This window comes from Isoptericola sp. NPDC057191, from assembly GCF_042670225.1.
Classification (GTDB): domain Bacteria; phylum Actinomycetota; class Actinomycetes; order Actinomycetales; family Cellulomonadaceae; genus Isoptericola.
Genome location: NZ_JBHUWC010000020.1, coordinates 1 through 20,513 on the forward strand (window position 1 = coordinate 1; position 20,513 = coordinate 20,513).

A 20,513-nucleotide genomic window follows, 5' to 3' on the forward strand; every position below is an offset into this window, starting at 1 on the left:
GCCGTCGCCCGCCCGGGAGGTGTGGTCGACGGACGTCATTCCTTCGCGAGCTCCTCGTTCATGGAGTCGGCCAGCTCCTTGGCGACCTCCTCGACAGGCCGCTCGCCGGAGAACGCCTGGGGCAGCAGCTCGTTCTCGAGCGCGTTCCAGGCCGCCGTGTTCTGCGAGATCGGGTACGGGAAGGACATCTCGTCGGCGGAGTCCAGGAAGACCTGGATCCCGAAGCTGGGCACGGAGTCGACGAACGCCTGCTGCGTCCCGGTGTACGCCGGGTTCGCCACGCCCATCTCCGCCTGCGTGCGCTGCGCCTCCTCGGACCCGAGGTAGGCGAGGAAGGCGTTGGCCGCCTCCTGGTGCTCGCTGTCCGCGGCGACGACGTTCGCCAGGCCGTGGATCACGGTGGCGCGCTGCTCGGGACCCTTCGGCAGGCGCACGATCCCGAAGTCGTCCTTGTTCGGCGAGTCCTTCATCTCCCCGACGGACCAGTTGCCGGACCAGAACATGGCGGCCTTGCCGGAGTTGAACCACACGTTCGGCTTGGTGTCCGAGAGCTGCTGGACGTTCGGCGACGCGCCGTCGGCGATGAGGTCGGCCCACAGCTGGAGCCCCTCGATCGACGCAGGGTCGTCGTAGCCCGACGTCGTGCCGTCGTCCGAGATGACGTGGCCACCGGCCTGCAGGATCGAGTCGTAGTAGCTGCTCTGCCCGCCGCCGTTGAGCTCGGTCACCACCCCGTACACGCCCTTGTCGGACAGCTTGTCGGAGATCTCGCCGGCCGCGGCCTTGAACTCGTCCCAGGTCCAGTCGTCGGTCGGCAGGTCGACCCCGGCCTGCTTGAAGAGTGCCTTGTTGTACCAGAGCGCGACGGTGTCGAAGTCCTTGGGGACGCCGTACTGCGTGCCGTCGAACGTGTAGAGCTGGTTCAGCGCGTCCGGGTACTTCGAGGGGTCGATCTCGCCGCTGTCCGTGAGACCCGTGATCGGCTCGAGCAGGTCGTTCGCGGCGTACAGCTGCACGTTCGGACCGTTCATCCAGAACACGTCCGGCAGCGTCCGGGACTCGCCCTGCGTCTGCAGCTTGGTGAAGTACTGCTGGTAGGGGGTCAGGTCGACCGTGACCTTGATGTTCGGGTAGGTCTTGTTGAAGTCCTTGATGTTCTGGTCGATCGCGGGCTTCTGGTTCTCGTCCCAGATCGCATAGGTGATCTCGGCCTGGGCGTCGGTCGCCGCGACGGCCGCGTCGCCCTCGGCGGCGTCGTCGCCGCCCGAGCATGCGGTGAGCGTCAGTGCGACGGCAGCGACGCCCAGGAAGGCCGCGCTGCGGATGAGGTGCTTCATCAGGGTGCTCCTCCGATGGGGTGGTGCTTCAGGTCCCGGGCGTCCGCGCCTCGGGCTCGACGACGTCGTCGAAGTGGGCCGCGACCTCGGGGGCCACGGGGTGGACACGCTGCGGCGCCGAACCGGCCCGGAGCGAGAGAGTGGCGGCGACGCCGGCCGCGACCGCGTCGCGTGCCATCACCGGCGAGGTGGTGATCGGCGTGCCGTCGGCCACGAACCGCAGGAACTCGTCCACGGTGAGCCGGTCCGCGTCCTGGTGACCCTGACCGCCCGCGGCGATCGGGTACTCGACGTCGCCCGCAGCGGCGTACGCGGTGCGCCGGTTCCACACCCGCACCGAGCCGCCATCGCCGTCGCCGAAGTTCTCGAGCCTGCCGCGGGTGCCGATCACGGTGTAGTTGCGCCAGTAGTCCGGGGTGAAGTGGCACTGCTCGTAGCTGGCGAGGACGCCGTTCCCGAGCCGCATCAGCATCATCGACGTGTCCTCGACGTCGACGACGGGGTGCAGGCCCTTCTGCTCCAGCGGCGGCCAGTTGTCGTACGAGAACCAGTCGGTCATGAGCTGCCCCGTCCGGTCCGCGCGGTCGGTGACACGGCCGTACACCTGCAGGTCGCCCATGCCCACGACGTCGCGGGTCGTGGACCCGGCGAGCCAGTGGATGACGTCGATGTCGTGCACGGCCTTCTGGAGCAGCAGCCCTGTGCTGCGCGAGCGGTCGGCGTGCCAGTCCTTGAAGTAGTAGTCGCCGCCGTTGCCGACGAAGTGCCGGCACCAGACCGCCTGGACGTCACCGATCTCGCCGCGCGCGATGATCTCGCGCATGGTGCGGACCACGGCCATGTGCCGCATGTTGTGCCCGACGTAGAGCGGGGTGCCGGTCTGCGCGGCGGCGGCGAGCACGCGGTCGCAGTCCTCGACGGTCGTGGCCAGCGGCTTCTCGAGGTACACGGCGACGCCGGCCCGCAGCAGCTGCTCGCCGATGTCCGCGTGGGTGTCGTCGGGCGTGCAGACGAAGGCGGCGTCCGGCACGCGCCCGTCGTCGGGGCGCAGGAGCGCGTCCAGGTCGGTCGCGAACGTCGGCCCGGGGCCGAACAGCTCGCCCGCCCGGTCCCGGCCCGCCGGGTCGACGTCGACGGTGGCGACGATGCGCGCGGGCACCCCCGTGCGTCCGACCCACTGCGCCATCCGGGCGCGGGCACCCACCCCGACGACCGCGACGCGCAAGGGCTCGCGGACCACGAGAGGAGCAGGCGCCTCCTCGCGCGGCGCGGTGTCGTCCGCCACCTCGACCGGGGCCACAACACTTGCCCCCGACCGGGCGGCGACGGCGAGCGCGTCCGCGAGCGAGGCGGCCGGGTCTGCGGCGCGCAGGGAGGGCGCGGCGATCTCGGCGCTCCCGAACACGGCCTCCGAGCCGATCTCCAGCGCCCGCACCAGCGCGCCCAGCGCCGCGCCGTCCGACGCGAAGGCCGAGGTCACCAGAGGTGCCGCGGCGCGGGGGTGGACCAGCCGCTCGACCTCCGCCTGGAGGGGCGCGCGGAGCAGCTCTCCCGCGCGGGAGAGCCCTCCTCCCAGGACGACGCACTCGGGGTCGACGACCATGGCGAGGGTGGCGACGCCGGGCGCCACACGTCGTACGTACTGCTCGATCAGACCGAGGGCGACCCGGTCCCCCTGGCGTGCGCGCAGCGCGACGGCCTCCGCACCACCCGCCTGCTCGATCTCCCCGAGCAGACTTCCTTCGCACCAGCCGTCCCAGCCGGTCCAGGAGAAGTCGCCGACCTCGCCCGCGGCGAAGCGGTTCCCGCGGTAGACCTGCCCGCCCAGCACCAGCGCGGCGCCGACCCGGTAACCGAGCTGGACCAGGACGACGTCGTCGGCGAGGCGAGCAGCCCCGAGCGCGTGCTCGGCGAGCGCCGCCATGTTGATGTCGTTCTCGATCACGACCGGGTGGTCGCCGCCGGTGGAGAGGCGGGCAGCGAGGTTCACCCCGGTCCAGTCGGCGATCGGGAGCGAGAGGCGGACGCGCTCCCCGTCGACGATGCCGGGCACCGCCGCGGCGACGGCGGCGAGCCTGGACCTCGGGGCGTCGACCTCGTCGAGGAGCTCGCGCTGCACGGCGCGCGCGATCTCGAGCCGGGCCACGCCGTCGACCGGCTCCTCCGTGGTGCGCCGCACCACGGCGCGGACGTTGCCCGCGAGATCCGCCACCATGCCGGTCACCGAGTGGACGCCGAGGTCGAGCCCGACGACGTAGCGCGCGTCCGCGGCGAACGCGTAGTGCCGCGCCGGGCGGCCGAGGGTCCCCTCCTCCACGCCCGCCACCTCGCGGGCGAGGCCCCGTTCGACGAGCTCGGAGACGATCGACTCCACGGTGGGGCGGGAGAGACCGGTGTCCTTCGCCAACGCCGTCAGCGTGGACGCCGGGCTGCCGCGCAGCACCTCGATGCAGCTGAGCGTGTTGCGCCGTCGCGCGTCCGTGACGTGCCGGTCCCCGCCGGTGCGGACCACGTGCCCTCCTCGGTGCCTGCGCCGGGGTGTCCTGGGTCACATCCGCGGCTGGATTTCCGAAACGTACCTTCATAAGTCATCGGGCACAAGGGACGGCTCAGGAATCTTTTTCTGGAGCCCTGCTTCAGAACTTCGCGCCGGACCGGCGTGATGGGCCCGGGGGACCGCCCCCGTGAGGATCACCGGGACGAGCACCTACGCTGAGGGGCGTGGGAGCGATGAGCGAGACCTGGCACGAGCTGCGCGCGCTGCTGCGGCTGGACGGCTTCCGGAAGCTCTTCACGGTCCGCCTGGTCTCGCAGGCCGGTGACGGGATGTTCCAGGTCGGCCTGGCCTCGCTGCTGTTCTTCTCCCCCGAGTCGCAGGGCACGGCCGCCGCCATCGCCGGCGCGTTCGCCGTCATGCTCGCGCCGTTCACCATCGTCGGGCCGTTCGCCGGGGTGCTCCTGGACCGGTGGCAGCGCCGACAGGTGCTGGTGTGGGGCAACGCGGTGCGGGTCGTGCTCACGCTGGGCATGGCGGGCCTGATGCTCGCCGGCGGCGTCGGCTGGGGCATCTACGCGATCGGTCTGGCAGCCCTGTCGGTGAACCGCTTCCTGCTCGCCGGGCTCTCGGCCGGCCTGCCTCGCGTGGTCGACGGCCCGCTGCTGCTCACGGCGAACTCGTTGTCGCCGACGCTCGGCGCGGGGGCTGCCTTCGTCGGCGGGGGCATCGGCTACGTCCTCGGGCTGACCTTCGAGCCCGGCCGGGTGAAGGACTCGTCCGCGCTGGTCTGCGCGGCCCTGGTGTTCGCCGTCGCCTCGCTGCTGGCGACACGGCTCGGCCGTACGCAGCTCGGCCCGGAGGCGCCCGCGGAGGCGGACCTGCGCAGCGAGATCGCGAAGGTCGCGCACGGCCTCGCCGACGGCGCCCGCTACCTCGTCGCGCGTCGCACCCCGGGGCAGGCACTGCTCGCCATGGCGGTGCACCGCTTCTTGTACGGCGTCGTCTTCATCGCGTCGATCCTCATCTCCCGCAACCTGCTGGACCCGGGCGACCAGAACGCCGGCATGGGCACCTTCGCGGTCGTCGTCGGCCTCACGGGCGCGGGCGGCGCCGTCGCGATGTTCCTGACGCCCACCCTCTCGCGCCGCACCGGACCACAGGGCTGGATCGCGATCATGCTGCTGCTCGCTGCGGCCAGCCAGCTGCTCCTCGTCACCTCGCCCGAGCGTGCCGTCGTCTACACGGGCGCCGCCCTGCTCGGCCTCGCGGCGCAGGGCACCAAGATCGCCGTGGACACGATCGTGCAGCGCGACGCCGAGGACGAGTTCCGCGGCCGGGCCTTCGCCTTCTACGACGTCCTGTACAACGCGGCGTTCGTCGGGGCCGCCGCGCTGGCCGCGTTCACCCTCCCCGACACGGGCTGGTCGCGCGGCGTCTTCGTGGGCCTCGCGGTCGCGTACGTCGTCGCCGCGCTGCTCATGGCCACGCGCGGGGCCCGCACGCCGTCGGACGTGCCGGCCGGGCTGGGCCGCACCGGCGGCGCAGCGGGCTCAGGTGGCGCCGAGGGCGCATCCGCCCGCGCCTGACCCTGGCTCCAGCACCGGCACCGGCGCCCTCACGCATCGATCCGTCCGCGCGGCACCGACGAGTTCGGTCCGAATAAGAAGTCGTCACGGGTGCGGGAATATCGCAGGATGGTTCGTGGTCGTACACAGTACGGTCTCGCCCTCCGCCGACCGCACCGAGGGTGACCGTCCGTCCCCCGGACCAGGACCGACGCACGACCGAGCACGACCCACCACGACGACGTCCGCGCGCTCGACCGGCGCCGGCCGTCCCCTGCCCTCCGCCGGGTCCCCCGGCGCCGACGCGAGCGGAGCACAGCGTGCCAGCCCCCCGACCGACAGACACCACCGTTCCCTCCGACACGAGCACCCCCTCTGCCCCGAGCACCGCGGAGGCCGCCCCCTCCCCCGCCGGCGCCAAGGACGCCACGTCGTTGCCGCCCGGCGGCATCGTCATCGACGCGGCGGTGCCCCAGCGCCTGACGCGGCAGCAGTTCGTCGTCATCGCGCTGCTGCTCGGCTCCGCGTTCGTCGTCATCCTCAACGAGACGACGATGAGCGTGGCCCTCGCGCCCCTGATGACCGACCTCGGCATCACCGCCAGCACGGGGCAATGGCTCACGACCGCCTTCATGCTCACGATGTCGGTGATCATCCCGGCCACGGGGTTCCTCCTGCAGCGCCTCGGCACCCGCGGCGCCTACCTGCTCGCGATGTCGCTGTTCAGCGCGGGCACGCTGATCGCCGCACTGTCCCCGGGCTTCGGCTGGCTGCTGGGCGGTCGCATCGTGCAGGCCTCGGGCACGGCGATCATGATGCCGCTGCTGATGACGACGATCATGACGGTCGTGCCGCCGGCGATCCGCGGCAAGGTGATGGGCAACATCTCCATCGTCATGGCGGCGGCGCCCGCCCTCGGCCCGGCGATCTCGGGCGTCATCCTCGACCTCCTGAGCTGGCGCTGGGTCTTCGGCGTCGTGCTGCCGATCGCCCTGGTCGCGCTGGTCATGGGCTTCTTGTACATCCGGGACGTCGCCGACCGTACGCACTCGCGGCTCGACCCGCTGTCGCTGTTCCTCGCGGCGATCGCGTTCGGCGGCCTCGTCTACGGGCTGTCGAGCATCGGCGAGGCTGCACGCCACACGCCCCCGGTCGCGCCCTGGATCCCGCTCGCCGCCGGTGTCGTCGTGCTCGGCCTGTTCGTGTGGCGGCAGCTGCTCCTCGCCCGCGAGGACCGCGCCCTGCTCGACCTGCGGGTCTTCCGCTTCCGGGGGTTCAGCCTCGGACTCGGGATCATGGCCGTCGGGATGCTCGCCATGTTCGGCTCCCTCATCCTGCTGCCGCTGTTCCTGCAGCAGGGCATGGGCCTCGAGCCGCTCGCGACCGGCCTCGTCGTCCTGCCCGGTGGTCTGCTGATGGGCCTCCTCGGCCCGACGGTCGGCCGCCTCTACGACAGGGTGGGCCCGCGCCCGCTGGTGACGCCCGGCCTGATCGTGGTGTCGGTCGCGCTCGGCCTCTTCACGCAGGTGCACGCCGACTCGTCCCCCTGGTACGTGCTCGCGCTGCACGTGACCCTGAGCCTGGGCCTCGCGTTCATGTTCACCCCGCTGTTCACGTCCGCGCTGTCGTCGCTCACCCCGCGCCTGTACTCGCACGGGTCGGCGGCGATCGGCACCGTGCAGCAGCTCGCGGGCGCAGCCGGGACGGCGATGTTCGTGGCCGTGATGACCACGCGCTCCGTCGCGCTGGCCGCGGACGGCGCGTCCCCCCAGGTCGCGCTCTCCGAGGGTGTCGGGGACGCGTTCGTGTGGGGCACGGCGATCATGCTCGTCGCGGTCGGGCTCTCGTTCATGCTGCGTCGGGTCCCGGCGGACCCGCACGGCGAGGCCGGGGCACCCCCGGCACACTGACGACGCCTGAGGACGCCCGAGGACGCCCGGTGACGACCTCGGGCGCCTCGGGCGGACCTCCGGTGCCTCGAGGCGTCCACTACGCGCTGTCACGCCCTCGCGCAAGGTCCTTGCAGGATCCGCACGGCGGGGGTTTTCCCGCCTGGCGTCCGCGACCATCAGGGGGCGCCCTGGTCACGAAGGGCGCCGGCCGCGATGTGGAGCGGCCGAGCCGTGGGGGTCGGGCTCCGGGGACGCCCCCCTGGCCCTGACAGGGCCTGGCCTCCACGGCAGCCACCGGTGCGCGTCGCCCACGTCGCCTCGTCGCCGGTCGGCGGACCGCACGACGGCACAGGGGGTGGGAGCACGCGGGTGAGCGTTGGACAGCGGGCATGGCGGGAGCACGCCACGTGCGCAGGGTGGGACATCGACCGCACGGACCCGTGGTTCCCGGCGGAGCCGGGCCGGCCCGACGCCTACGCCCTGGCGAAGTCGTTGTGCGACGGGTGCCCGGTGCTCGACGAGTGCTTTCGTGAGGTCATGGCGCTCGAGGCGGGGACCAGCAAGTACTACCGCGAAGGCGTGTACGCCGGGCTCGACCCCGACGAGCGGGCGCGCCTCGACCACTCCGGGAGACGACGTCGGCGTGGCCCCCGCTGGAACCGGTAGGCAGGTGCAGGTCCTCGGACGTCGGCCCCCTGGTCAGGCGACGACGGACCGCGCGGCCGCAGGGTCCCGGGCGGCGACGCGGAAGGCCGGGGCGAGGACGACCACGCCCAGCGCCAGCAGGGCAGGGACGGCGAAGGCCAGCCGCAGGCTCAGCACCTCGGCCACCCCGCCGATGAGGCCCGCCCCGACGACGAAGCCCACGTAGTTGAAGAGGTTGACGCGTGCCACGGCGATGCCGGTGCCGTCCGGGTCGAGGCGGCCCGCCACGGAGAACGACAGCGGCACGACGACGCTCAGCCCCAGCCCGGTCAGGCCGAAGCCGACCACGGCGAGCCAGGGCCCCGGGGCGAGCGTCACCGCGCTGAGGCCGGCCACCCCGACGAGCCCGCCGACGGCGACGGGCACCACCGGCCCGAACCGGTTGACCTGCCGGTCCGCGGCGAGCCGGCCCACGAGCTGGCACCCCAGGTACGCGGCGAGGCCGAGCGGCGCGACGTTCGCCGCCGCACCGAGAGCGTCCTGGATGTACTTGGTGGACCAGTTCGACGTCGCCGAGTCCGCGACGTACACGATGGTGACCGCCAGACCGACGAGCACCAGCGGCCCCCACGGCGGGCGGACCGGCTGCGGCGTCGGCGCCGCCGGCTCCCCTCCCGCCCCGCTGCCCGGGTGCGCGACCGTGGGCACGACAGGCCGCTCGGGCCGCGACAGCGCCGTCGCCACGAGGTCGACCGTCACGCCGACGCCCGCGACGAGGCCGAGCCCGCCGGCCAGCGACCAGCCCGCGGAGTGCGCCAGCACCGCCGCGAGCGAGCCGAGGATGCCGCCCACGCTCCACGCGCCGTGGAAGGAGTTCAGCAGGCTCCTGCCGTACCGCTGCTCCACCTCGACACCCTGCATGTTCATGCTGGCGTCGACCAGGCCCAGCAGCAGGCCCACCGCCGCGACCGTCGGGTACAGCGCCCCGACCGTGGGAACCAGGCCCGCGCCCAGCACCGCGAGCGCCACGAGCGGACCGCAGACCCGCAGCAGGCGGGCGCTGCCCACGCGCGGGGCCAGCGCGCCCGCGAGGACGCTCCCGACACCGGCCACGACGGGCACCAGCAGCAGGATGAGCGTGAGCGTGCCGTCCGAGATCCCCAGCTGGTGCTGCAGCGTCGGCACCTGCGCGAGCAGGCCGGCGAAGCACATGCCCTGCACCAGGTAGAAGGCCGCGACGACGAGCCGCGCCCGCCGGTACGGGTGATCGTCCGTCGTGGCGCCTGCGCCCGGCAGACCGCTCATGTCCCGCCTCCGCTCGTCGCGCTGGCGGGCTCGTCGTCGGGCCCGTGCGCCAGCGACGAGGATAGACCCGCGGCGGCGGCCGGCGGCAAGGGTCGGGTCAGGACTGGCGGGCGGCCCACCAGGCGCGGAGCTCCTGCTCGGCGCGCTCGTCGCCGAGCGGGCCGTGCTCCATCCGCAGCGCGAGGAGGTGCTTGTAGGCCTGCCCGACGACGGGCCCGGGCGGGACGTCGAGGACCGCCATGATCTGCGAGCCGTCGAGGTCCGGGCGGATCGCGTCGATCTCCTCCTGCTCGCGCAGGGCGGCGATCCGCTGCTCGAGGCCGGTGTAGGAGTCGGCGAGCCGCTGCGCCTTGCGCTTGTTGCGGGTGGTGGAGTCGGCGCGGGTGAGCCGGTGCAGACGCTCCAGGAGCGGTCCGGCGTCGGTGACGTAGCGCCGCACCGCCGAGTCCGTCCACTGCCCTTCGCCGTAGCCGTGGAAGCGCAGGTGCAGCTCGACGAGGCGCGCCACGTCCTTGACCACCTGCTTCTCGTACTTCAGGGCACGCAGCCGCTTCGCCACGAGCTTGGCGCCGACCACCTCGTGGTGGTGGAAGCTCACCCCGCCGCCCGGCTCGAAGCGGCGGGTGGCGGGCTTGCCGACGTCGTGCAGCAGGGAGGCCAGGCGCAGCACGAGGTCGGGGGCGGGGACGGGGCCGTCGGGCCCGGTCTCCTGGGCGATCGCCTGCTCCAGCACGGTGAGGGAGTGCTGGTAGACGTCCTTGTGCCGGTGGTGCTCGTCGATCTCCAGGCGCAGCGCGGGCAGCTCGGGCAGCACGTGGTCGGCCAGGCCGGTGTCGACCAGCACCTCGAGGCCGGCGCGCGGCCGGTCGCTGAGCAGCAGCTTCGTGATCTCGGCCTGGACCCGCTCCGCCGAGACGATCTCGATGCGGCCCGCCATGTCGACGATGGCCTGCCGGGTGGCCGGCTCGACGTCGAAGCCGAGCTGGGCGGCGAACCGGGCGGCGCGCATCATGCGCAGCGGGTCGTCGTCGAAGGACCGTTCGGGCGCGATGGGGGTGCGCAGCACGCCGCGGGCCAGGTCGGTGAGGCCGGAGAAGGGGTCGACGAACGTCAGGTCGGGCAGCCGGACGGCCATCGCGTTGACGGTGAGGTCGCGGCGCGACAGGTCGCCCTCGAGGGTGTCCCCGAACGCCACCACGGGCTTGCGGGAGGCGGGGTCGTACTCGTCGCTGCGGTAGGTCGTGACCTCGACGACGACGTCGCCCGAGGCGGTGCCGGGCCCGCCGGTGCGTGCGAACCGTCGCGCACCGATGGTGCCGAACTCCTTGCCGATGTCCCAGTGGGCGTCGCCCCAGCGGGCGAGCAGGGCCTGTGTCTCGTCGGGGCTCGCGGACGTCGCGAAGTCGAGGTCGTGGCTGGCGCGGCCCAGGAAGGCGTCACGGACGGGCCCTCCGACCAGTGCGAGCTCGTGCCCTGCGGTGCGGAACACCTCGCCCAGCTCGACGGCGGCGGGGGCCATCTCGGTCAGCACGGTGAGGGCTCGGCGCAGCAGCGCGGCAGGGGCCTGGGGCTCGGGGGTCGACACGGCGTCCCATCCTCCCAGATCCTGGCTGTCTGCGCCCCGGAGGCTGGGCCGGCGGGCGGCCGTCACTCGGTAGGGTGGGCGCATGTCAACCCCGGCCCCGGTTCCCGCCCCCCGGCGCGGGCGCCCGGCCGTGCCGGTCCCCGTGCCGCCGGGAGGGCACCCTCTCAAGGTCGACCCCGCCCGGCTCGCCGGGCCGCGCGGCGCGACGACGCCCGCCGTCGTCGGCGTGGCGCCGTCGGGCACCACCACGCACCTCCCCGTGAACGAGGAGACGTCCGCGGGCGGTCTGGTCGTCCGGCTGGCCCCGGGCGGCCCGCAGGCCGCCGTCATCGTGCGGCGCAACCGTGGCGGCCGGCTCGAGTGGTGCCTGCCGAAGGGGCACCTGGAGGGCGAGGAGACGCCGGAGCAGGCGGCGGTCCGAGAGATCCGCGAGGAGACGGGCATCCTCGGCACGGTGCGCGCCCGGCTCGGCGTCATCGACTACTGGTTCAGCGGTGAGGACCACCGGGTGCACAAGGTGGTGCACCACTTCCTCCTGCGCGCCGAGGGCGGCACCATCACCGCCGACGGCGACCCTGACGGCGAGGCGGAGGACGCCCTGTGGATCCCGGTCGACCAGCTTCCCGACCGGCTCTCGTACCCGAACGAGCAGCGGCTGGCCGTCGCCGCGCAGCAGGTGCTGCGGCGCACCCCCGATCTCGTCGCCCGCTCCGTCCCGGGACCCGTCGAGTGAGGCCCCCCGCGTGACCATCTCCCGTCGTCCGGGTGCCGTCGCCGCACCCGTGCCTCCGCCCGCCCACCCGGCCCGCGTGCTCGCCGTCCTCGTCCTGCTCGCCGGCGTGCTCCTGAGCGGGTGGCAGATCGTGCTTCCTGCGGGCGCCGCGGCGAGCGCACCGTCCGCCGCCACCTCGGTGGGCGCCGCGACGAGCCGCGGTGCCGCGACGGTCGAGGTGGTGGGGAGCAGCCCGACGCTCGCGCGGCCCGGCGGCACGGTCGTCGTGACGGCCCGCGTCACGAACGGCACGGCCACGGCGCTCGACGGCGCGGTCGTGGACCTCGGCGTGTCCTGGCGCCCGATCACGTCCCGGTCCGAGCTCGCCGCGTGGGCGGACGACAGGAGCGGCCGCACCGCCGTCCAGCAGCTCCCGTCCCGGCCGGTCGACCGCCTCGCGCCCGGGGAGTCGGTCCAGGTGAGCCTGGAGCTCGACGTCGACGCCCTCGGCCTCGGCTCCGACGCCCCGTGGGGGCCGCGTGAGATGTCCGTCGCCCTGGTGCAGGACGGCAGCGCGGTTGACGTGGTGCACACCTTCCTCCTCTACGCGCCCCCGGGCGGTGTGCCCGACCCGGTCTCGCTGAGCGTCGCGGCGCCCGTCACCGGCCCTGCCGCCGACCCGCAGGACCCGGACGCGTACGCGGCGCAGCTCGCGGACCTCACCCGGTCGGGCGGCCGGCTGGAGCGCGTGCTCGACGCCGCCGCGGTCACCGGCACCTCCCCCGGCCTGTCCCTCGCGGTCGACCCGGCGCTGGCCGCCGCGGCAGAGTCCTCCGACGACCCGGACGTGCAGGCCTGGGCGACCCGCCTCACCGGACGCACCGCCGACCCCGCGGCCGAGGACGACAACGGCGACGGGGGGACCGGCGACGGCGGTGAGGAGGCTGCCGAGGGCGGCGCCGTCGACGCCACCACCGCGGCCACGACAGCAGCGTCGACCACAGGGACGACCACAGGGACGACCTCCGCGGCGGCGGGCGACGCCGCCGACGTCGCGGTCCTGCCCGGGTTCGACCCCGACCTCGCCGCCGTCGCGCACGCCGACCCGTCGCGCGCCGACGTCGCCGCCGCGACGAGCGGCGAGGCCGCCCTCGGCAGCACGTGGCAGCGGCCCTCCGGGTGGTCCCTCTCCGTCGCGTGGCCCGAGGGCCGGACCGATGCCGCCACGCTCGCGACGGGTCGGGCCGCCCAGGTCGACCAGGTCGTCGTCGGATCCGGGCTCGCCCCCACCGGCGACGTGCCCGCCTCGGCGCGCGCCGCCGTCGACACCCCGTCGGGCAAGGTGTCCGCCCTCGTCGCGGACTCGGGGCTGTCGACCGCGTTCGCGTCGCTCACGGACACCGCAGCCGCGCCGTCGGCCGCGGAGGCCGCCCAGCGCCTGCTCGCCGACACGGCCCTGCTCGCCCTCCAGCAGCAGGACGCCGGGACCGGCGACCTCCACGTGCTGGCGACGCTCCCGCGGAACTGGTCGCCCGACGACGCGCTCGTGGGCCGCGTGCTCGACTCCCTCGAGGAGTCGGCCTGGGCCGACGTCGTCCCCCTCTCTGCGACCGTCGCCGCGCCCGCGTCCCGCGTCCCGCGCGACGACCCGGCGCGCAGCGCCACGGCCGGCGCCGAGCTGGCGCCGCAGTCCGTGGACCGGATCCTGGACACGCACCGCTCGCTCTCCTCGTTCGCGACCGTCGCCACCGACCCCGTGGACCTCACCGGCGACCTCGACCAGGCGCTCCTCGCCCCGCTGGCCGTCGCCGCGCGGAACGCCCCCGCCGCCCGCGACCGCGCCGTCGACGTCGCCGTCGAGCGCGCCGACGCGCTCCAGCAGGGCATCGGCGTCGCCGACCGGTCCGACGTCACCCTCGTCAGCGACACCGGCAAGCTGCCCGTGAAGGTGACGAACGAGCTGCCCGTCGACGCGACCGTGACCGTCGTCCTGCGGCCCGACGTCTCCCGGCTCATCGTCGAGTCCCGTCCCACCGTCGTGGTCCCCGCCGGCACCTCGACCAACGTGCACGTCCCCGTCCGTGCCATCGGCTCCGGCGACGTCGAGCTCCAGGTCGAGGTGCTCTCGCCCGACGGCGCCGTCGTCGCCGGTCCCACGAGCTTCTCCGTGCGCGTCCGCGCCGGGTGGGAGACTGCGGGGACCGCCGTCGTCGCTGCCGCGATCGCGCTGCTCTTCGTCGGCGGCATCTGGCGTACCGTGCGTCGCGGCCGGTCCTCTGCGCGCACCACCGCCGAGGGCGTCACCGAGGCCGTGGACCCGCAGGGTCCCGACCCGGCCGTCCCGGCCGAGACCGACGCCGCTCCCCCCGCCCAGGCCACGGAGAAAGACCCCTCATGACCGACTCGCCCGCCTTCCCTGACGACGGCCGGCCCGAGCGACCTCGCGACGGGGCCCCCGTCGACCCCGTCATGCCGCCGAGCTATCCGCCGGCCTTCCCGCCCCCGCCCCGTCGTGGCGCCCCCGCGAGGCACGACACGACCGGGCACCACACGACCGGGCAGGGACCGACACCCGCCGCGTCGCCCGGCGCGGCGGCCGGGGCCGAGGGGCGCGCGGACGAGGGCCGCGCGGACGAGGCTGCGGCAGCCGGCACCCTCGAGGCCGGCATGGTCGAGCCGGGCATCGCCGAGCCGGTCGCCGGCGGGCCCGAGGCCGACGGCGCCGGCACGAGCGCGCCGTCCGCCGACCAGCCCGGCGCCGCGGACGCCGTGCGCCGCACGAGCCTCGGCCGCGGCTCGATCGTCATGACGGCGGGCACGGTCGCGTCGCGGGCGTCCGGGCTCATCCGGTCGGTGCTGCTCGTGGCCTGCGTCGGCGCCGTGGGCACGGTGGCGAACGCGTTCGACATCGCGAACAAGCTCCCGAACATGCTGTTCGCGCTGATCTCCGCGGGTGTGCTGCAGGCCGTGCTCATCCCGCAGATCCTGCGCGCGATGAACGCCAAGAACGCCCGGGAGCGGCTCGACAAGCTGATCTCGATCTCGGGCCTCGGGCTCCTGCTGCTCACGGCCGTGCTGGTCGTCGCCGCGCCGATCATCGTCACGCTCTTCACCCTGCGCGGGCACGTCGACCCCGACGCGCGACACCTCGCCGTGGTCTTCGCCTACTGGTGCATCCCCCAGGTCTTCTTCTACGGCCTCTACATGCTCCTCGGCCAGGTGCTCAACGCCCAGGGCAAGTTCGGCGCCTACGGACTGGCACCCGTCGCCAACAACGTGGTGTCGCTGCTCGGCTTCGGGGCGTTCCTCCTGACCTGGGGCACCGCGCCGGAGCGCGGCATCAACGACCTCTCGACCTGGTCGTCCGCCCAGACCACCCTGCTGGCAGGCACGGCGACACTGGGCATCGCCGCGCAGTCCCTCGTCCTCGTCATCGCGCTGCGTCGGTCGGGCTTCGGTTGGCGCTTCCGCTGGGGGTTTCGAGGGATCGGGCTCCGGTCCGCCGGCACCGTGGTCGGGTGGACCATCGGCGCCGTCGTCCTCGAACAGCTGGGCGTGCTCTACCTGTCGAACGTCCTGTGGGCCGCTGCCGGGAACGACGACGCCGTCGCGGGGAACGCCGCCTACACCCAGGCCATGACGATCTACCTGCTGCCGCACTCGCTCGTCGTCGTCTCGATCATCACGGTCCTGTTCCCCCGCATGACGGCGGCCGTCCACGCCGGCGACCTCGCCGGCGTGCGTCACGACATGTCCCTGGGGATGCGCTCGGCAGGCATCTTCTCCGTCTTCTCGGCCGCCGCGCTCGCCGTCCTGGCCGTGCCGCTGACCGAGGCCCTGCTCCCCACGGCGGGGCCGAGCGGGGTCGCGGCGATCGCCCCGATCATCCAGGCGATGGCGCTCGGCATCGTCGCCCTCGGAGCCACGGTCATGGTCCGGCGCATGTACTTCGCGTTCGAGGACGGCCGGTCGATCTTCGTCATCCAGGTGATCGCGACCGTGTCGATGGTGGCCGTGCTGTGGGCCGCGATCAGCCTGCTCCCCGTCACGTGGTGGGCGGTCGCGGCCGGTGGCGCGTACGCCGTGTCGACGTGGATCTCGCTGCTGCTGCGCGTGCGCGGCATGCGGCGCAAGCTGCACGGCATCGACGGGCGCAACGTCATGCGGCTGTACGTCCGGGCGACGGTCGGCGCAGCCGTCGCGGCGCTGCTCGGCTGGCTCACCGTGCGGCTGATGGACGGCTACGTCGTCACGTCCTGGGGGCACTCGGTGCTCGTGACCGCCGTCGCCGGCGTCGTCATGGTGCTCGGCTACGTCCTGTCCCTGAAGGTCCTTCGCGTGCGCGAGCTCGACGACGCGCTGGCCCCCGTCCTCCGCCGGATCAAGCGATGACCGCGCCCGCGTGCCCGGCTCGGGCGGGTTCCGTGAGGGCCCTGCGGGCGCGCCCGCCGGTCACCGCCTCGCGGCCACCAGCCCGCCCGTACGATGGTCCGATGGACCGGAGGACACTCTCCCCCCGCACCCCCACCGAGGAGTCCAGGTGAGCACCCCCCATCCCGGGACAGTCATGGTCGATCGCTATCGGCTCGTGCAGCCCGCAGCCACCGACCTCGCCGCAGCTGAGGCGTGGGAGGCGCACGACCAGATCCTGGACCGCCCCGTCCGGGTGACGTTCATCGACGGCCCGTACGCGTCGGCAGCGCTCGACGCCGCCCGCCGGGCGGCGCTCGTCGCCGACCCGCGGCTCTCGCGCGTGCTCGACGTCGGCAGCACCGACCTCGGCACCGGCCAGCGCAGTTACATCATCTCCGAGCCGTACCGCGGCTCGTCGCTCACGGAGGTCGTCTCCAGCGGCCTGGTCGACGCCCAGCAGGCACGCGCCGTGGTGGGCGAGGCCGCGGCCGCGCTCGAGGCCGCAGGCCAGCGCGGCGTCCACCACCTGGCCCTGCGCCCCGAGGCCGTGCGCGTGGACGGGCACCGTGTCGTCGTCACCGGGCTCGGCATCGACGCCGCGCTCGCCGGGGTCGACGGCGGACGGACCACGGTCGGCGCCGACGCCGCCGCCGCTGACGCCCGCGATCTCGTCGCCCTCGCCTACTACGCCCTCACCGCCCGCTGGCCGGGCGACTCCCTCGAGGAGCCGTGGATCGCCACGGACGCCGTGCGCCCGCTGCCCGCGCAGACCGACGCGAACGGCGTCGTGCCCGTCTCCGCCCTCGTGCCGCACGTCGACCCGGACCTCGACGCTCTCGTCCGCCGGACCTTCGCAGCCACGCCCGACGCCCCGAGCGCCCCGGGCGACGTCGTCGCCGCGCTCGCGCCCTGGGGCGAGGTCTCGGTCGTCGCGTCCCTGCCGCAGTTCGTGCAGCCGTCCACCGAGCCGCCGGTGCGCTCGTCGGTCCTCGGCGCCGTGGGCAACGGTGCCGGCCTGCCGGGCACCCCTCCCCCGGCCCCGCCGGTCCGCCGGCCCTCCACCGGTCGCATCGCCCGGGCCGCTGCCGTCGGTGGGGCCGTCGGTGGCGCCGCTCCGGCCGGTCAGGCGGCCGCACAGTCGACCCAGGCCATCCCGCCGGTCGGGACACCCGCCGGGGGTCCGGCGGCGCAGCAGACCGCCGCGATGGCCCCGGTGCAGCAGGGCGCACCGGCCCCCCAGCCTGCGCAGCCCACGCAGGCGTACGGGGCCCCGCCGGCCGACTACGCCACGCAGGCCTACGGCGCCGCCCCGCAGACGGCGCACGCTCCGGTGCCCCCGCCCCCTCCCGTCGGCGGAGAGCCGCGCACCGACACCGGGGGGTTCGCGTCGACGCCCGCACCCAAGCGGCGCGGCGTGAACCCGACGCCGATCGTGCTCGGGCTGGTCGTCGTGCTCGTCCTCGCCGGCGCCCTGTGGGCGGTGTCGCGCGCCATGTCGCCGTTCGACGCCACGGTCGCCGAGAGCCCGTCGCCGACGCAGGCCGCGAACGGCGGCACCGGTGCCGAGCAGCCCAGTGACGACGCCTCCGAGGAGCCCACCGAGACCCCGGAGGCGCGGCCGGTCATCAAGTCGGGTGACCAGCTCGACCCGGAGGGCGACGGGCAGCACCCGGAGGCCGTGGACCTCGCGTACGACGGTGACCCGTCGACGTTCTGGTACACGATGTACTTCAACTCCCCCGACTTCGCCGGGCTCCGTTCCGGGCTCGGGTACGTCATCGAGCTCGAGAAGCCGGCACCGGTCACCTCGATCACGCTCAACACCAACTCGTCGGGCGGGCACGTCGAGGTCCGTGCGACGTCGCGGGACAAGCCGACCGACGGGCCGGTGCTCGCGGAGGGGTCGTTCAGCTCGGAGACCAAGCTCGACCTGTCGGAGGAGACCGTCGCGGACTCCTTCGTGCTGTGGATCACGGAGCTCCCGCAGACCAACGGCAAGAACTACCTGGAGCTCAACGAGATCGTCCTCTCGTAGGCCCCTCGCCGGGCGGCCTGAGTCGTCGCCCGGGAACACCGCACCACCTCGTCGTGTTGTGGTCGGTGGCGCCCCAGGACGCGACACACCAGCAACGACCAGGAGAAGACGTGACCGATCAGCCGACCAACACCACCGGTGAGGCCACCGTGCACGACATCGTCATCGTGGGCTCGGGACCTGCCGGCTACACGGCGGCTGTGTACGCCGCGCGGGCCGGTCTGGCCCCTGTCGTCATCGCCGGGTCGGTCACCGCCGGCGGCGCGCTGATGAACACCACCGAGGTGGAGAACTTCCCGGGGTTCCCGGCCGGTGTCCAGGGCCCGGACCTCATGGAGGCCATGCGGGAGCAGGCCGAGAAGTTCGGGGCGCGCGTGCTGTGGGACGACGCCGAGCAGGTCGAGCTGGCCGGTGACGTCAAGACCGTCGTGACCGGCGGCGGCGAGACCTTCAAGGCCCGCGCCGTGATCCTCGCGACGGGCTCCGCGTACCGCGAGCTCGGCCTGCCCGAGGAGAAGCAGCTGTCCGGCCGTGGGGTGTCGTGGTGCGCGACGTGCGACGGGTTCTTCTTCCGTGACCAGCACATCGCCGTCGTCGGCGGCGGTGACTCCGCGATGGAGGAGGCCACGTTCCTCACGCGGTTCGCGTCCAAGGTGACGATCGTGCACCGCCGCGACTCGCTGCGGGCCTCGAAGATCATGGCCGACCGTGCCCAGGCCGACCCGAAGATCGAGTTCGCCTGGAACAGCGAGGTCGCCGGGATCTCCGGTGAGGACAAGGTCCAGGGCATCACGCTGCGCGACACCGTCACCGGCGAGGAGCGCCAGCTGGACACCACCGGCCTCTTCGTCGCCATCGGCCACGACCCGCGCACCGACCTGGTCAAGGGTCAGATCGACCTGGACGACGAGGGCTACATCCTCGTCGAGGGTCGCTCCACGCGCACCAACCTCCCCGGCGTCTTCGCCTGCGGCGACGCCGTCGACCACACCTACCGTCAGGCGATCACCGCCGCCGGCTCCGGGTGCGCTGCCGCGCTCGACGCGCAGTCCTACCTGACCGAGGTGGCGGACGCCGACGGCGAGGCAGACCTCGCGGGCACCCCCGCGGTCCCCAACCCGGACGGACTTCCCGCGGCTCTCGACTCCGTCGCGGGCTGACTTCTTTCCCACCCCCTCATCGAAGGAGCGACACATGGCTACCGTCGCCGTCACCGACGACACGTTCAAGACCGAGGTGCTCGAGTCCGACGTCCCGGTCCTCGTTGACTTCTGGGCCACCTGGTGCGGGCCGTGCCGCATGGTCGCACCGATCCTCGAAGAGCTCTCGGACGAGTACGAGGGCAAGATCAAGATCGTCAAGCTCGACACCGACGCCAACCAGGCCACCACGATGGCCTACGGCATCACGTCGATCCCGACGCTCAACGTCTACTCCGGCGGCGAGCTCGTGAAGTCCGTCATCGGTGCGCGCCCCAAGCGCGCCCTCCAGGAGGAGATCGACGCGGTCCTCGCGCCGAGCGCCTGACCTTCCTCGACGGCCGGGTCTGTTTCACGTGAAACAGGCCCGGCCGTCGGCATGTCCGGAGCCTGTGGTGGACCCGCCATCTCGCACGATTGGTCCTGGAGCTTCGCGCTGTTCGACAGCGTGACTCGGAGTGCGTGGCCGCGGCGTCCCACGTCGCCGGTTGCCGGGGTGTTCATCGCCCCGGCACGTCCCGACTCCTCGGGCTCCGGAGACGGGACTCCCGAGGGGTCCCTTGTCAGTGGTGGCTGGGACGATCGCCGCTATGCCGACCATTGACGAGCTCCGCGAGCACTTCCTCGCGGCTTGGGGCCCCGACACCTGCTACCCCCACATGAGCGACGAGTGGAGCCCTGAGAAGCCTTCGCGCGACCAGTGCGGCATGACTGCCCTGGTCGTCCAGGACATCCTCGGGGGTGACCTGATCCTGGCGGAGGTTCACGTGGACGGTGCCCAGATCGGTCACCACTACTGGAACCGGCTCCCGGACGGTACGGACGTCGATCTCACCGCCGACCAGTTTCTGCCGGAGGAGACCGTGGTGGGTGGCACCGTCGTGATCCGTCCTCCCGATGCTCCCCGCTACCACAGGGAGCAGTACGAGCTGCTGCGCGACCGCGTCCTCGCGTCACTGGGGACGGCCGCACCCTGACGGCCAGCCCGTCCCAGGGTTGGGTCGCACCCGTCACCCGAAGCGATGTCCGTGGGCGCCCTCGTCCCAGCACCGAAACGACGTACACAGTCCGAGCGCACGCGACGCCGTGATCGCGGCCGCGGTCGAGTCCTGGTCGTGGACCGAGGGGACATGGGCCCGCCGGGCGTGCCCGCTGCCGTCGACCAGTCCGGCTCGCCCACGCGGTCGTAGCCCGACCGAGCCTCGGCCACCAGGCTGCCAGGCCGTGCAGGCGTAGCCCCGCCGCTCCGGCCGGCTCTACCGTGCGGGCGTCGGTCCGACAAGGCGTGGCAGTGCGGGCGTCGGTGCCGCCAGGCGCGGCCGTGCCGA

General features: G+C 73.7%; 14 protein-coding genes. 10 read left to right on the forward strand and 4 right to left on the reverse strand.

Going from position 1 to position 20,513, the window contains the following annotated elements; translation table 11 throughout:
* Window positions 1–35: 35 nt before the first annotated feature.
* Together ACFT55_RS05130 and ACFT55_RS05135 are read right to left on the reverse strand one after the other, a co-directional pair.
* Entirely contained in the window at window positions 36–1,337 is a 1,302-nt protein-coding gene (locus ACFT55_RS05130; protein ID WP_380242216.1) for an ABC transporter substrate-binding protein, read from the reverse strand.
* A gap of 28 nt (window positions 1,338–1,365) precedes the next feature.
* Entirely contained in the window at window positions 1,366–3,849 is a 2,484-nt protein-coding gene (locus tag ACFT55_RS05135; protein ID WP_380242218.1) for an ROK family protein, read from the reverse strand.
* A 218-nt stretch (window positions 3,850–4,067) separates the two neighbouring features.
* Here ACFT55_RS05135 and ACFT55_RS05140 point away from each other — a divergent pair, with 218 nt between their 5' ends.
* From ACFT55_RS05140 to ACFT55_RS05150, 3 genes are all read left to right on the forward strand, one after another.
* Complete coding sequence (locus ACFT55_RS05140; protein ID WP_380242266.1) at window positions 4,068–5,420, forward strand: MFS transporter; 1,353 nt, start codon at window positions 4,068–4,070, stop codon at window positions 5,418–5,420.
* 299 nt (window positions 5,421–5,719) lie between these two features.
* On the forward strand, window positions 5,720–7,309 hold the full coding sequence (locus tag ACFT55_RS05145) for an MDR family MFS transporter (RefSeq protein WP_380242220.1): 1,590 nt from the start codon (window positions 5,720–5,722) through the stop codon (window positions 7,307–7,309).
* A 351-nt stretch (window positions 7,310–7,660) separates the two neighbouring features.
* Window positions 7,661–7,957: a WhiB family transcriptional regulator gene (locus ACFT55_RS05150; protein ID WP_380242222.1), complete on the forward strand. Its 297-nt coding sequence runs from the start codon at window positions 7,661–7,663 to the stop codon at window positions 7,955–7,957.
* A gap of 33 nt (window positions 7,958–7,990) precedes the next feature.
* Here ACFT55_RS05150 and ACFT55_RS05155 read toward each other — a convergent pair whose 3' ends face one another.
* Window positions 7,991–9,241 (reverse strand): MFS transporter, encoded by a 1,251-nt coding sequence (locus ACFT55_RS05155; RefSeq protein WP_380242224.1) that lies wholly within the window; start codon window positions 9,239–9,241, stop codon window positions 7,991–7,993.
* Window positions 9,242–9,338: 97 nt separating this feature from the next.
* A complete protein-coding gene (locus ACFT55_RS05160) occupies window positions 9,339–10,826 on the reverse strand; it encodes a CCA tRNA nucleotidyltransferase (RefSeq protein WP_380242227.1) in 1,488 nt (495 codons plus the stop codon).
* 82 nt (window positions 10,827–10,908) lie between these two features.
* Here ACFT55_RS05160 and ACFT55_RS05165 point away from each other — a divergent pair, with 82 nt between their 5' ends.
* From ACFT55_RS05165 to ACFT55_RS05195, 7 genes are all read left to right on the forward strand, one after another.
* Window positions 10,909–11,559, forward strand: coding sequence for an NUDIX hydrolase (locus ACFT55_RS05165; RefSeq protein ID WP_380242229.1), 651 nt, complete (start codon window positions 10,909–10,911; stop codon window positions 11,557–11,559).
* A gap of 10 nt (window positions 11,560–11,569) precedes the next feature.
* The gene (locus ACFT55_RS05170) at window positions 11,570–13,936 is read left to right on the forward strand and encodes a DUF6049 family protein (RefSeq protein WP_380242231.1); all 2,367 of its coding nucleotides are present in this window, start codon (window positions 11,570–11,572) and stop codon (window positions 13,934–13,936) included.
* Entirely contained in the window at window positions 13,933–15,930 is a 1,998-nt protein-coding gene (murJ, locus tag ACFT55_RS05175) for a murein biosynthesis integral membrane protein MurJ (RefSeq protein WP_380242233.1), read from the forward strand. Before ACFT55_RS05170 ends, murJ begins: the two co-directional genes overlap by 4 nt.
* A gap of 148 nt (window positions 15,931–16,078) precedes the next feature.
* Window positions 16,079–17,986: a hypothetical protein gene (locus tag ACFT55_RS05180; protein ID WP_380242236.1), complete on the forward strand. Its 1,908-nt coding sequence runs from the start codon at window positions 16,079–16,081 to the stop codon at window positions 17,984–17,986.
* A gap of 110 nt (window positions 17,987–18,096) precedes the next feature.
* Window positions 18,097–19,146: a thioredoxin-disulfide reductase gene (trxB, locus tag ACFT55_RS05185; protein ID WP_380242238.1), complete on the forward strand. Its 1,050-nt coding sequence runs from the start codon at window positions 18,097–18,099 to the stop codon at window positions 19,144–19,146.
* A 34-nt stretch (window positions 19,147–19,180) separates the two neighbouring features.
* Complete coding sequence (gene trxA / locus ACFT55_RS05190) at window positions 19,181–19,513, forward strand: thioredoxin (protein WP_380242240.1); 333 nt, start codon at window positions 19,181–19,183, stop codon at window positions 19,511–19,513.
* 241 nt (window positions 19,514–19,754) lie between these two features.
* Window positions 19,755–20,162 carry a hypothetical protein gene (locus tag ACFT55_RS05195; protein ID WP_380242242.1) on the forward strand — a complete coding sequence of 136 codons (408 nt, stop codon included), beginning with the start codon at window positions 19,755–19,757 and terminating at the stop codon, window positions 20,160–20,162.
* Window positions 20,163–20,513: the final 351 nt, after the last annotated feature.